Origin of the sequence: Streptomyces sp. NPDC059582 (genome assembly GCF_042735715.1) — a bacterium.
Lineage (GTDB): Bacteria > Actinomycetota > Actinomycetes > Streptomycetales > Streptomycetaceae > Streptomyces.
On the sequence record NZ_JBHWCC010000003.1, the window covers coordinates 258,254 to 270,827 of the forward strand.

A 12,574-nucleotide genomic window follows, 5' to 3' on the forward strand; every position below is an offset into this window, starting at 1 on the left:
GCGGTGTCAGCCCCGACAGCGGGCACGGCCCGGTGCGGTACACAGTGCGCTGTTCACGCGGAGCAGGTCGACGGCCCGGTCGGCGACGAGCGGGTTCGCGTACGGCCGTACGCAGCCCTGGGAGCGGCGGGTGGCCGTCCTGGGAGCTGCGTACATGTCCGTCACCGTCACTCTTCCGGCCCGTGGGGCCTCGCGCTTACCGAAACGTCATCCGGTCCGGTCGTCACCTGGGGCACCCCACCGCGATGCGAGGGTTGCCGGCCAGCGAGCCAGGGCTTGTCGCTGACACTCATGACCGATCTGGTCCGTAAGTTAAGTCAGCCGTCCGAACGTCTGTCAACGCCCGTCCACTTGATGGAACGCCTCACGGCCTGTCGACCTGCGGCCGGAACGCCCGGAGGTCCGCCGCGTGGGCGGCCCAGTCCAGGATCTGGACGGCCGATCCGGCGGCCTCCAGGCCCCGGCAGTGGGCGTGGTGGCGGCGGGCGACGCCGTCGAGGTCGAGGTGGCCGCCGAAGGCGGGGTGGGCGGACAGCCGCCGGGCGTAGGCCCACAGGGCCGGGTGGCCGACGACGCGGTGCACGGCGGTGGCATCCAGGTGGTGGCGGTGCACGGTGTCGAGCTTGACCAGGGTGACCCACAACTCCACGTCGGCGCCGGTGAGTTCGTCGCCGATGAGCCAGGTGCGGCCGGAGAGACGGCGGTCGAGCGAACCGAGCGTGCCCAGCAGGCGGTCGAGGGCGGCCGCCCGCTCGGCCTCCCCGGTGTCGGCCTGCCCGGCGCGCTGTGCCGCCGCGTCGACCCCGGTCGCGCACAGCCGCTCGACGGCCTCGATCTCCGCCTCGGTGCCGCACGGGTACAGCGCGGGACGACCGCCGCCGAAGCCGCGCGCCAGGTCGCGTGTGATGTCGGGGGCGTGGGTGCTGACGATCCGCCCCGACCAGCTGTCGCTGAGCACCGGCGCGAGAGCCGGTCCGGTGTGATGGTGGGCGCTCGCCTCGTACAGCGGGCGCAGCGCGGCGTGCCCTCCGTCGGGACAGTCGGGGACCGCCGGCAGTCGGGTCACGGGACAGGCCTGGTCGAGACCGAGCAGGCTGTGGGTGACGGCGATGCGCAGGCCGTCGGGACAGGCGGTGGTCAGATGGAGCCGGTAGCGCAGCGGCACGGCGTAGTGCCCGCTGCGCGCGTCGCGGCCGATGCGGCCCCGGAAGGCGCGGGCGGATCGGGCGGACGGCACGGCGGCCGGAGGCGTGACGGACATGTCTCTCCCCTGGAGCGGGCGCGCGGGACGTACGCGCGGCGGATGCGACGTCGGACGGGGAAGGGGAACGCGGTGCTCACCGGTGCCGACGCGGGCCTTTTCGGCCGGGCGCCGTGGGCACGGGTGGTGGCCGGGCTCAGGCCGGGGAGCTGATCGCGCTGCACACCCGTTGCAGATCGATGTGACGGCGGGAGGTCAGCAGAGGCGAACGGCTCACGCGTACGGTGACCGGTCCGAGGCGCCTCATGTTTCCCTACCTGTTCACTAGGATTCCCTCTGGAGTGTCGATCCGCCCGGAGCCGTCGTCAAGGGGGCGTCCACCAGGTGAGTACGAGTCCGACCCCGTCGGCGGCGGAGGGGGCTGCGAGGGCACTGTCCCGTGCCGGGCTGCGCACCGAACCCGCCGGGTTCGCGGGGGACTTGCCGGGCAGAGAGAGGGCGGGAGCCGCCGCCTCGCCCGGACGGCCCAGCTCGACTCGGCTCGGCTGCTCCAGCAGAGGGGCCCCTCGTCCGGCGGGTGTTCAGCTGTCGTAGTCGACCGTCAGACTCTCCGAGACCGGGTACGACTGACAGGTCAGGACGTAACCCGCGTCGACCTCGGCGGCCTCCAGGGCGAAGTTGCGGCGCATGTCCGCCTCGCCCTCGGTGACCAGCGCACGGCAGGTGCCGCACACCCCGCCCTTGCAGGCGAAGGGAAGGTCGGGGCGGGTGCGCTGGGCGCCGTCGAGGACGGTCCGCTCACGGGAGAGGGCGGAGGTCGTGGAGCGGCCGTCGAGGGTGATGGTGACCTGGCTGACCGGGCCGGACTCGGTGGCGTCCTCGTGGTGGCGCACCTCGCGCACCGGCTCGTCGTCGGCGTAGAACAGCTCCTGGTGGACGCGGTCGCCGGGCACTCCGAGACCGGCCAGCACCTGCTGGGCGTCGCGGACCATGCCGTGCGGGCCGCACAGCCACCAGTGGTCGGCGCTCGGCACGTCGACGAGGGCGCCGACCAGGGCGGCGAGCCGCTCGGCGTCGAGCCGGCCGGACAGCACCTCGGCCTCGCGGGGCTCACGGGAGAGCACGTGGGCGAGCTGGAAGCGGGTCGGGTACAGATCCTTGAGGTCCGCCAGTTCGTCGGCGAACATCACCGTGTCGGTGCGCCGGTTGCCGTAGAAGAGGGTGACCCGCGAGCGGGAGTCGGCGGCCAGGACCGACTCGGCGATGGACACCATGGGCGTGATGCCCGAACCGGCGGCGACCAGGACGTGGTGACCGGGCTCGGTGAGGTCGGGGGTGAACGCGCCCGTGGGAGCCATCACCTCGACCGTGTCACCGGGACGCACCTCGCCGACCAGCCAGGCGGAGAACAGGCCGCCGGGCACCACACGCACGCCGATGCGCGGCACCGATCCGGCCGGGGAGCAGATCGAGTACGAGCGGCGCTCGTCCCGCCCGTCGATCTCGCGCCGCAGGGTCAGCGACTGGCCGGGCGCGAAGTCGAACTCGTCGGCCAGTTCGTCGGGGATCTCGAAACTGACGGCGGCGGCGTCCGCGCACAACGGCTGGACGGCGGCGACCCGCAGGGCGTGGAAGGCCGGGCGGCGGCGGGTACGCGGGCGTACGGCCGAGGCGGGGGCGGTCGGGGCCATCAGATCTCCTTGACGTACTCGAACGGCTCGCGGCAGGCGAGGCAGCGCCACAGCGCCTTGCAGGACGTGGCGGAGAACCGGGAGGTCTCCTCGGTGTCCGCCGCACCGCAGCGGGGGCAGGGCACCGCCGTGCGCCGGGTGGCGGACAGCACCAGGGGCACGGGGCCGGCGGCGCGCCGGGGTGCCGCGCCGGGCGGGGCGATGCCGTGCTCGGCGAGCCTGCGGCGCCCTTCGGGGGTGATCCAGTCGGTCGTCCAGGGCGGGTCGAGGACGGTACGGATCTCCACGCGCGGGTAGCCCGCGGCGCGCAGCCGGGCCGCCACGTCCGCGCGCATCTCGGCCATGGCCGGGCAGCCCGAGTAGGTCGGCGTCAGGCTGGCGACCACGGTCCCGTCCGGGCTCACCTCGACGTCCCGCAGCACACCGAGGTCGGCCAGGGTCAGCATGGGCAGCTCGGGGTCCGGGACCTGCGCGGCGATCCGCCGGGCCCGCCGGGCGTCGGTGAGCACGGCGGGCCCGGTCACCATGTCGCCCCCGGGTACGCGCGTGCCACACTCTGCAACTCGGCCAGCAGGGGCGCGAGATGCTCGGTGCGGTCGCCGTCGCGGCCGGCCCCGGACAGCGGCAGGACCTCGGGCAGGGGGAGCCCGGCCGCGTCGAGCACCTGGCCGAGCACCGCCGTCACCTCGTCCCGTACGTCCGTCGCGTCGATGCCGAACCAGGGTGCCGCGGCGAGGAGTTCGTCCAGGTGAGGGAGGACCTCGGCCAGGGCGGCGCGCATCCTGCGGTGCGACTCGTCCGTGCCGTCGCCGAGGCGCACGGCCCAGTCGGCGGCGTACTGCCGGTGGTACGTCAGCTCCTTGACGCCCTTCGCCGCGATCGCCGCGAGCACCGGGTCGGGTGCCGTGGCGAGCCGCTCGAACAGGGCGAGGCGCCAGGCGGACAGCACCAGGAGCCGCACGATCGAGAACGCGAAGTCACCGTTGGGCAGTTCGGCCAGGCGTACGTTGCGAAAGGCGTCGGCGTCACGGAAGTAGGCGTAAGCGTCCTCGCCGCGCCCGCTGCCGTCGACCTGGCCGCAGCGCGCGTACAGCAGGCGGGTCTGGCCGAGCAGGTCGAGGCCGATGTTGGCCAGCGCCACCTCCTCCTCCAGTTCGGGGGCGCGGGTGGTCCACTCGGCGAGCCGCTGGGCGGACACCAGGGCGTCGTCGCCGAGCGCCAGGGCGCACGCGGCCAGTTCGGCGACGTCCACGCCGTCGGGGACGGCGGTGTCCACGCCGTGCAGCGGGTCCTCGAACCCGGTGCCGAACGCCCAGCGGGCGTCGTCCCCGTGGTCCTCGGCGAGGGTCAGGTAGACGTGGTCGTCGCTCATGCCCTGCTCCTCAGATGTGCGGGACGTCGTCGGGGATGTCGTAGAAGGTCGGATGGCGGTAGACCTTGTCCGCGCTGGGGGCGAAGAACGGGTCCTTCTCGTCGCGGCTCGACGCGGCGATGTGCTCCGAGCGCACCACCCAGATGCTCACGCCTTCGTTGCGCCGGGTGTAGAGGTCGCGGGCGTGAGTGAGGGCCATCTCGTCGTCGGCCGCGTGCAGCGAGCCGACGTGCACGTGGTTGAGGCCGCGCTTGCCGCGTACGAACACCTCGTACAAAGGCCAGTCCTGCTGTGTCATGCCACCGCGCCTTCCTGTGCCCGCTCGCTCCGCCTGGCCGCGTGGGCGGTGGCCGCCTCGCGCACCCAGGCACCCTCGTCGTGTGCGTCCCGGCGGCGCGCGACGCGCTCGGCGTTGCACGGGCCGTCGCCCTTGATCACGCGCATCAGCTCGTCCCAGTCCGGGGTGCCGAAGTCGTGGCGGCCACGCTCCTCGTTCCAGCGCAGCTCGGGGTCGGGCAGGCTCACGCCGAGCTTGGCGGCCTGCGGGACGGTCATGTCGACGAACCGCTGACGCAGCTCGTCATTGCTGTGCCGCTTGATCTTCCAGGCCATGGACTGCGCCGAGTTGGGCGAGGCGTCGTCGGGCGGACCGAACATCATCAGGGACGGCCACCACCAGCGGTTCACCGCGTCCTGGACCAGCTCACGCTGGGCCTCGGTGCCGCGCATCATGGTCAGCAGCAACTCGTAGCCCTGCCGCTGGTGGAAGGACTCCTCCTTGCAGATCCGCACCATCGCGCGCGCGTACGGTCCGTACGAGCTGCGGCACAGCGGTACCTGGTTGCAGATCGCCGCGCCGTCCACGAACCAGCCGATCACGCCGACGTCGGCGAAGCTCAGCGTCGGGTAGTTGAAGATCGACGAGTACTTCTGCCGGCCCTCGATCAGCTTCCGGGTCAGGTCCGCACGGTCGGCGCCCAGGGTCTCCGCGGCCGAGTACAGGTACAGCCCGTGGCCGGCCTCGTCCTGGACCTTGGCGAACAGGATGGCCTTGCGGCGCAGCGACGGCGCCCGCGTGATCCACTCCCCCTCCGGCTGCATGCCGATGATCTCGGAGTGCGCGTGCTGCGCGATCTGCCGGATCAGCGTCCGGCGGTAGCCGTCCGGCATCCAGTCCCGGGGCTCGATCCGCTGGTCGTGCGCGATCGTCGCGTCGAAGTGCTCCTCGAGGCCCGGGGGGGCGGGCGTGGACTCTGTCGTGGTCATCGATACCAGCTTCCCAACCGACCATTCGTTCGGTTCCAGTGTGCCGGGTCATCCCCGGCCGGGCAAGACCTTGACAGCCGATGCCGGTGCTGGATTACTTTGGCGGAGCGCACGCTAACCGAATGTTCGGTCGGTTCACAAGGCGGTGAGAACGTGACGCAGGCCCGTGACACGGCCCCCGGTCCGACGCGGGAGATGTTCGCCGCGGACGAGGCCGCCCGGCAGCTGGGCATCGAGCTCGTCGAGCACGGCGCCGGGACCGCCGTCCTGCGGATGACGGTGACCCCGGCGATGGTCAACGGGCACCGGATCGCCCACGGCGGCTGTGTGTTCCTGCTCGCCGACACGGCCTTCGCCTGTGCCTGCAACAGCCACGGCCCCGTGACCGTCGCGGCCGGGGCCGACATCGACTTCGTCGCCCCCGCGTACGAGGGTGACGTCCCCGTGGCGACGGCGACGGAACGCACCCGGTTCGGCCGCAGCGGCCTCTACGACGTGAGTGTGCTGCGCGGTGACGAGGTGATCGCGGAGTTCCGCGGGCGCAGCCGCACGGTGGGCGGGGCGCGGACGGTGCACGACGGTGCGCGGGCGGCTCGAAGCGATGCGCGGGCGGTTCGGAACAGCACGACGAGGGAGTCGTAATGAGCAGCGGAAGCGGACTGACGGCCCCCGCGGCCACCGGCGGCGGACGACTGGGGGAACCGCTCCCCCGGGAGCTGCTGGACGACGGCGAGCGCCTGACCCGCGAGGAGCTGCGAGAACGCCAGCTCGACCGGCTGCGCGCGACGCTGCGGCACGCCTACGACAACGTGGAGCTGTACCGCGGGAAGTTCGACGCGGCGGGTCTCAAGCCCGACGACTGCCGCACCCTGGAGGACCTGTCCCGGTTCCCCTTCACCACCAAGGCCGATCTGCGGGACACGTACCCGTTCGGCATGTTCGCCGTGCCCATGGCGGACGTACGGCGCGTGCACGCCTCCAGCGGCACCACCGGACGCCCCACGGTCGTCGGCTACACGGAGAACGACATCTCCCTGTGGGCGGACGTCGTCGCCCGCTCGATCCGCGCCGCGGGCGGCCGCCCCGGCCACAAGGTCCATGTCTCCTACGGCTACGGCCTGTTCACGGGCGGCCTCGGCGCGCACTACGGCGCCGAACGCGCCGGCTGCACGGTGATCCCCGCCTCCGGCGGCATGACCGCGCGCCAGGTGCAGATCATCCAGGACTTCAGGCCCGAGATCATCATGGTCACGCCGTCGTACATGCTGACCCTGCTCGACGAGTTCGAGCGGCAGGGCATCGACCCGCGCACCAGCTCGCTGAAGGTGGGCATCTTCGGCGCCGAGCCGTGGACCGAGGAGATGCGCCGCGAGATCGAGGAGCGGCTCGACATCCACGCCGTGGACATCTACGGGCTGTCCGAGGTGATCGGTCCGGGGGTGGCGCAGGAGTGCGTCGAGACCAAGGACGGGCTGCACGTCTGGGAGGACCACTTCTACCCCGAGGTCGTCGACCCGATCACGGACGAGGTCATGGCCGAGGGCGACAGCGGCGAGCTCGTCCTCACCTCCCTCACCAAGGAGGCGCTGCCGATCATCCGCTACCGCACCCGCGACCTGACCCGTCTGCTGCCCGGCACCGCCCGGCCCGCCTTCCGCCGGATCGAGAAGATCACCGGCCGCTGCGACGACATGATCATCCTGCGCGGGGTGAACGTCTTCCCCAGCCAGATCGAGGAGATCGTGCTCCGCACCCCGGGCGTGGCCCCGCACTTCCAGGTGCAGCTGACGCGGCGCGGCCGGATGGACCACATGGACATACGGGTCGAGGCCCGCCCCGGCACCGGCACCGAACTGCGTGAGGCGGCCGCCCGTACGATCGCCCGGGGGGTGAAGGACGGGGTCGGGGTCAGCGTCGAGGTGACGGTCGTCGAACCGGAGACCCTGGAACGCTCCCTCGGCAAACTCCGGCGGGTGAAGGACCTGCGCGGGCAGTAGCACCGCACCGCGGTCGGCTGGGCGACGGTGTGCCCCGCCTCGGACGACGAGGCGGGCCGTCTACAAGGCCCCGCACGACGAGGCGGCCGTCCACGAGGCCCCGGACGACGAGAAAGGCCCCCGCGGACTTCCGTCCGCGGGGGCCTGCGCACCGTCGGGACGACAGGATTTGAACCTGCGACCCCTTGACCCCCAGTCAAGTGCGCTACCAAGCTGCGCCACGTCCCGGTGCGCCTCTCGCGGTGAACCGCGTGATCGCGCAGGTCAACACTACCGTACGCGCACAGGTGCTTGCGCCGGGGCGCCGGCCGCGCGAGCCGGTCCGAGGGTTCCCGCGGTGCGCCGGACCGGGACCAGCAGGGCGGCCAGGGCCGCGCCGAGGCAGAGCAGCGCCAGCAGGGCGAAGGCGTGGGTGTAGCCGGAGCCGTAGGGCAGGCCCGAGGGCTGGAGCCGGCCGGTCACCAGGACACCGGTGAGCGCGGCGCCGATGGAGCCGCCGATGGTGCGGATGTTGGCGTTCATGCCGGTCGCGGCACCGGTCTGCTCGGGCGGGACGCTGCCGACGATGAGGTTCGCCATCGAGGCGAACGCGAGTCCGATACCGAGGCCGAACACGCCCGCGACCAGGCCGATCTGCCACTGCAGGTCGTGCCAGAGGGTGAGGATGCCGAGCGCGAGCGCGCCGAGCCCGGCGCCCGCGGTGAGCAGCGCCTTGGCGCCGACGCGGGGTTCCAGCCTGCCGCCGACCACGCCCGAGAGGAACATCGCGACCAGCATCGGCAGCATGAGGAGCCCGGACGCGGTGACGCTCGCTCCGAAGCCGTAGCCCGCGGAGCGCGGGGTCTGGACGAAGCCGGGCAGGAACGACCAGATCGCGTACATCCCGGCGCCGAACAGCAGCGCCGCGAGGTTGGTCGTCCACACGGCGGGCAGCCGCATGACGCGCAGGTCGATCAGCGGGCTGGCGGAGCGGGCCTCGGTCCGCAGCCACAGCGCGCACAGCACCGCGGCGAGGACGAACAGCCCGATCACCCGGGTCGAGCCCCAGCCCCAGTTGGTCGCCTGGCTGAGCGGCAGCAGCAGCGCCACCAGCCAGCCGGACAGCAGCACGGCACCGGTCCAGTTGACCTGCCCGGCGGCCCTGCTGCGCGATTCGGGAACGTAGCGCAGGGCGATGAGCGCGGCGGCGGCGACCACGGCGACCGGGATCCAGAACAGCCACCGGTAGTCGAGCGCCGAGACGATGGGTCCGGCGGCCACCATGCCGACGCCACCGCCGGCCGCGATCACGGCGGAGAGGTTGCTGATACTGCCGCTGACCTCGGACGCGGCGAACTCGTCCCGGATGATGCCGAAGGACAGCGGGAACAGCGCGCCGCCGATGCCCTGCACGACCCGGGCGAGGATCAGTACGCCGATGTTCGGCGCGAGCGCGGCGAGCAGACAGCCCGCGAGCACGGCCACCAGGACGGCGACGAGGGTGCGCTTCTTGCCTATCAGGTCGCCGACGCGGCCGAGGATCGGGGTGAAGACCGAGGCGGACAGCAGATACGCGGTCATCACCCAGGTCACGGTGGACTGTGAGGTGTGCAGCGCGTGCTGGACGGTCGGCAGGGCCGGCGCGATCAGCGACTGCAACATGGAGAACACGCCGGCACCGGTCGCGAGGACCGCGAAGGTGAGGCGGGTGGACTTGCGGGGCATGGAGAGCCTCTCCGAATCCGAGCAGGGGTGCGGGCCGGGTGCGTCCGGCCGCGGCCGTACGGGCCGGCGCGCCGCGGGGAAGCGTCGGGCACGCCGACGGCCGCGGGGGACGGTCACACGGGAGGGTGGGGTGGAACGTGAGGTGGGCTGCGGTGGAGCGTGAGGTGCGGTGGCACGGGAAGTGCGATGGTGCGGGCCGCGGGACGCAGGATGGATCGTGGTGCGTGACAGGGGGGTGCGACGGAAGGACGAGTGGCGGGTGCGATGAGACGCGCCGCGACAGGAACAGCCCCGCACTGGTAAAGTGGAGGCACTCCTCCACTGTAGCGGAGGTCAACCTCCGTTTCAACCGAGCCCGCCCGGGAGGCAGCAGTGACGGCCGAGCCCTTCCCCGTCAGCGAGATCGTCGCGACCCAGCGTCCGCACCGTAAGGACGCGGCCCGCAACTACGACGCCCTGCTGGCCGCCGCGCGCGAGGCGTTCGCCGAGCACGGCGCGGAGGCGTCCCTGGAGGACATCGCCCGGCGCGCGGGCGTCGGAATCGCCACGCTCTACCGCAACTTCCCCACCCGCCGGGCCCTCTTCGAGAGCGTCTACGCCGGCGAGGTGAACGAGCTGTGCCGGGTGGCGCTGGAGGTGGCCGAGCAGGAGCCGTGGCAGGCGCTCACGGCCTGGCTGAGCCGGTTCGCCGGCTACCTGGTCACCAAGCGGGCCGTGCGCGAGGCGCTGGAGGACGAGTCGGGGATCTTCCTGGCCTGCCGGGACTCGATGTACGCGGCGGGCGGTCCGCTGTTCGAGCGGGCGCAGCGGGCCGGGGCGGCCCGCACGGACATGGACTTCGGCGACCTGCTGCGCCTGATCGCCGGAGTCACCGCGACCACCTTCGTGGACGACGCGCAGCGCGACCGCGTCCTGGCCATCGCCCTGGACGGCGTACGGACCTACCGCGACGCGACCTGAGCGACCCTCGGGCATCGGCGGCCGCGCGAACGACGGCGGACGGGACGGGCACCCGCGCCCGTCCCGTCCGCCGTCAGGCCACTGCCAGGCCACCGTCGGGCCACCATCGGGCAGCGGGCGGACCGCCCTCGGACCGCCTTCGGGCCACCCCGTAAGGCCGGCTACTCCGTCGCCGTGTACGCGGCCGTGGTCCGCCGCGCCGACTCCCGCGCCCGAGTCTCGTCCTCGCCACCCGCGATGTCCGCCGCGCACCAGGCCTCGCTGCTGGCCGTGACGAAGCGGCGCCCCTCCTCGGAGCCGAACCAGGTCATGGCCGCCGCGGGGTCGACCGCGGCACCGGTGGACAGATGGCGGGCCAGCCCCGTCAGTGCCATGTCCCAGCCGACGCCGACGGCGCCGGGGCCGAACTCGGCCCACTTCTCGTCGTCGACGTGGGCGATGTGCTCCAGTTCGAAGCGGGTCGAGCCGTCGCCCTCCGCCGTCAGGCGCAGCTCGATCCAGCTGACCTCGCCGCCGAACTCCCAGGTCGCGGAGAAGCCTTCGGGCGGGTCGCAGCGTTCGACCGTGCCCCCGGCGTTGCCCTTCAGCTGGTAGCGGCCGCCGACGCGCAGCTCGCCCTCGACGGGGAGGAACCAGCGCGGAATCCGCTCGGGGTTGGTGCAGGCGTCCCAGACGTCGTCCAGCGGGGCGTCGTACGTCTGGCTCACGGTCACCACGCGGGCCTCGCCCGCCTTGAGGACACGCCTGCCGACCTGTCGGCTCACGGCGTTGATCTGATGGGTCACGTCGATCAAGGGGTGCTCCTCGGGGGTTCGTCGGCGCCGCGCAGCCGGCGCTCGCGCTTGCCGCGGGCCAGTTCCGTGGCCAGCGCGTCCAGGTGTGGGGTCCAGAAGCGGCGGAACCGGTCGAGCCAGGCGTCGATGTCCCGCAGCGGCTCGGAGTTCACCGCGTACAGGCGACGGGTGCCCTCGGGGCGTACCGTCGCGAAGCCGTTCTCCCGCAGCACCTTGAGGTGCTGTGAGACGCCTGGCTGCGATATCCCGAACTCCTCGCGGACGATCTCGCCGACCGCGCCGGAGGTCATCTCGCCGTCGGCCAGCAGCTCGAGGATCCGTCGGCGCACCGGGTCACCGAGGACGTCGAAGGCGTGCATGGCGCACACTGTATCACTCGACGCTTATATAAGCGTCGAGTGAATGATGCGGGCGGCGGGGCACGGCGGTTCCCGACGAAGTGCCGTGGCCGCATGCCTTCAACTCTTCGGCGGATACGGCTACACCCGTGTGAGGGTCGTCGTCGGCGAGTCCCGGGGATGGTGAGGCGTGAGCGCGGAGGACTTCTCCGGCCGGGCGGGAACCGCGTTCGTGGCGGGCGGCACCGGCGCGATCGGCGCGGCGGTCGTCCGGCTGCTGGCGGAGCGCGGGACCGACGTGACGTTCACCTACCGGGCCGCCGGGACGGCGGCGCGGGCTCTGGTGGACGACGTGAAGGCGTGCGGTCGCCGGGTCCGCGCCGTACGGCTGGACCTGGGCGACGAGCGGGCCACGGCCGCGGCGGTCTCCGGCGCCGCGGAGACGTTCGGCGGACTGCACACGGTGGTGTACGCCGCCGGGCCGCATGTGCCGATGCGGCATCTGAGCCGGGTGACGCCGGGCGAGTACCGGGCCCAACTCGAAGGCGACGCGGTGGCGTTCTTCAACCTGGCGCACCCGTGCCTGCCGCTGCTGCGGGAGAGCCGGGGCGGCCTAGTCGCCGTCACCACGGTCGCCACCCGCCGCTTCCCCGTCCGCGACGGGCTGTCGTCGGGGACGAAAGGCGCGGTCGAGGCGGTGGCGCGGGCCCTGGCCGCCGAGGAGGGACGGTACGGCGTCCGCGTGAACTGCGTCGCGCCCGGCATGCTCACCGACGGCATCGCGGCCCGGCTGATCGACTCCGGTGAACTCGACGAACAGGCCCTCGCCGTCACCCGGCGCGCCATCCCGCTGCGCCGGTTCGGCGAGGCGCGGGACATCGCGGAGGCGGTCGCGTTCCTCGCCTCGGACCGGGCCGGGTTCATCACGGGGCAGGCGCTGGGGGTGGACGGTGGGTACAGCGTGTGATCCGCGGGCTCATCGCTGCACGTCCCGGTGGGCCTCGTCGCACTGCCGCCCACGGCCTGGACGTAGGACCGAACCGACGCCCGGGGAACGGGACTTCACCGACACCGGTCGTCGGAGAGCGGGACTCGACCGACACCGGTGGTCGGAGAACGGGACTCACAGTGGCACTAGTACGCCCGGCCGGGGCCCGCGTCGGGTCGGCCGGATCTCGTCGCCGGCGCTCGCACGTCGGCGGTGCCGGCGGCGGCACGCACGTCTCCCCCGGCGGACGATCCGGAGCCCCC

At 72.8% G+C, this 12,574-nt stretch carries 15 protein-coding genes, 1 tRNA gene and 1 riboswitch; of the genes, 4 read left to right on the forward strand and 12 right to left on the reverse strand.

The window, feature by feature from the left end:
• Positions 1–6 precede the first annotated feature (6 nt).
• The 8 genes from ACFV0T_RS04750 to paaA all read right to left on the reverse strand — a co-directional run bounded on the left by ACFV0T_RS04750 (position 7) and on the right by paaA (position 5,530).
• Positions 7–156: a hypothetical protein gene (locus ACFV0T_RS04750; protein ID WP_385774414.1), complete on the reverse strand. Its 150-nt coding sequence runs from the start codon at positions 154–156 to the stop codon at positions 7–9.
• 31 nt (positions 157–187) lie between these two features.
• Positions 188–297: riboswitch (SAM riboswitch) on the reverse strand.
• Positions 298–364: 67 nt separating this feature from the next.
• Complete coding sequence (locus tag ACFV0T_RS04755) at positions 365–1,261, reverse strand: glutathione S-transferase C-terminal domain-containing protein (protein WP_385774416.1); 897 nt, start codon at positions 1,259–1,261, stop codon at positions 365–367.
• A 136-nt stretch (positions 1,262–1,397) separates the two neighbouring features.
• The gene (locus ACFV0T_RS04760; RefSeq protein WP_385774418.1) at positions 1,398–1,508 is read right to left on the reverse strand and encodes a putative leader peptide; all 111 of its coding nucleotides are present in this window, start codon (positions 1,506–1,508) and stop codon (positions 1,398–1,400) included.
• 274 nt (positions 1,509–1,782) lie between these two features.
• Positions 1,783–2,892 (reverse strand): 1,2-phenylacetyl-CoA epoxidase subunit PaaE, encoded by a 1,110-nt coding sequence (paaE, locus tag ACFV0T_RS04765; RefSeq protein WP_385774420.1) that lies wholly within the window; start codon positions 2,890–2,892, stop codon positions 1,783–1,785.
• Positions 2,892–3,419: a 1,2-phenylacetyl-CoA epoxidase subunit PaaD gene (gene paaD / locus ACFV0T_RS04770; RefSeq protein ID WP_385774422.1), complete on the reverse strand. Its 528-nt coding sequence runs from the start codon at positions 3,417–3,419 to the stop codon at positions 2,892–2,894. The genes paaE and paaD overlap by 1 nt, the downstream gene beginning before the upstream one ends.
• On the reverse strand, positions 3,413–4,264 hold the full coding sequence (paaC, locus tag ACFV0T_RS04775) for a 1,2-phenylacetyl-CoA epoxidase subunit PaaC (protein WP_385774424.1): 852 nt from the start codon (positions 4,262–4,264) through the stop codon (positions 3,413–3,415). Before paaC ends, paaD begins: the two co-directional genes overlap by 7 nt.
• A 10-nt stretch (positions 4,265–4,274) precedes the next feature.
• A complete protein-coding gene (gene paaB / locus ACFV0T_RS04780; protein ID WP_385774426.1) occupies positions 4,275–4,562 on the reverse strand; it encodes a 1,2-phenylacetyl-CoA epoxidase subunit PaaB in 288 nt (95 codons plus the stop codon).
• Positions 4,559–5,530 (reverse strand): 1,2-phenylacetyl-CoA epoxidase subunit PaaA, encoded by a 972-nt coding sequence (gene paaA / locus ACFV0T_RS04785; RefSeq protein ID WP_385774428.1) that lies wholly within the window; start codon positions 5,528–5,530, stop codon positions 4,559–4,561. Before paaA ends, paaB begins: the two co-directional genes overlap by 4 nt.
• Before the next feature lie 153 nt (positions 5,531–5,683).
• Here paaA and paaI point away from each other — a divergent pair, with 153 nt between their 5' ends.
• Entirely contained in the window at positions 5,684–6,172 is a 489-nt protein-coding gene (paaI, locus tag ACFV0T_RS04790; RefSeq protein WP_385774430.1) for a hydroxyphenylacetyl-CoA thioesterase PaaI, read from the forward strand.
• Positions 6,172–7,527, forward strand: a complete 1,356-nt coding sequence (gene paaK / locus ACFV0T_RS04795) for a phenylacetate--CoA ligase PaaK (RefSeq protein WP_385774432.1) — start codon at positions 6,172–6,174, stop codon at positions 7,525–7,527. Before paaI ends, paaK begins: the two co-directional genes overlap by 1 nt.
• 154 nt (positions 7,528–7,681) lie before the next feature.
• Here paaK and ACFV0T_RS04800 read toward each other — a convergent pair.
• Both ACFV0T_RS04800 and ACFV0T_RS04805 read right to left on the reverse strand, forming a co-directional pair.
• Positions 7,682–7,755 (reverse strand) — tRNA-Pro (locus ACFV0T_RS04800).
• A gap of 42 nt (positions 7,756–7,797) precedes the next feature.
• Complete coding sequence (locus ACFV0T_RS04805; protein ID WP_385774434.1) at positions 7,798–9,231, reverse strand: MFS transporter; 1,434 nt, start codon at positions 9,229–9,231, stop codon at positions 7,798–7,800.
• A 372-nt stretch (positions 9,232–9,603) separates the two neighbouring features.
• On the opposite strand from ACFV0T_RS04805, the gene ACFV0T_RS04810 reads away from it, so the two are divergent.
• Positions 9,604–10,191 carry a TetR/AcrR family transcriptional regulator gene (locus ACFV0T_RS04810; protein ID WP_385774436.1) on the forward strand — a complete coding sequence of 196 codons (588 nt, stop codon included), beginning with the start codon at positions 9,604–9,606 and terminating at the stop codon, positions 10,189–10,191.
• 161 nt (positions 10,192–10,352) lie between these two features.
• Here ACFV0T_RS04810 and ACFV0T_RS04815 read toward each other — a convergent pair whose 3' ends face one another.
• On the reverse strand, positions 10,353–10,976 hold the full coding sequence (locus tag ACFV0T_RS04815) for an SRPBCC family protein (protein ID WP_385774541.1): 624 nt from the start codon (positions 10,974–10,976) through the stop codon (positions 10,353–10,355).
• A gap of 5 nt (positions 10,977–10,981) precedes the next feature.
• Positions 10,982–11,344 carry an ArsR/SmtB family transcription factor gene (locus tag ACFV0T_RS04820; protein ID WP_385774439.1) on the reverse strand — a complete coding sequence of 121 codons (363 nt, stop codon included), beginning with the start codon at positions 11,342–11,344 and terminating at the stop codon, positions 10,982–10,984.
• 211 nt (positions 11,345–11,555) lie between these two features.
• Here ACFV0T_RS04820 and ACFV0T_RS04825 point away from each other — a divergent pair, with 211 nt between their 5' ends.
• Positions 11,556–12,290: an SDR family NAD(P)-dependent oxidoreductase gene (locus ACFV0T_RS04825; protein WP_385774544.1), complete on the forward strand. Its 735-nt coding sequence runs from the start codon at positions 11,556–11,558 to the stop codon at positions 12,288–12,290.
• Positions 12,291–12,574: the final 284 nt, after the last annotated feature.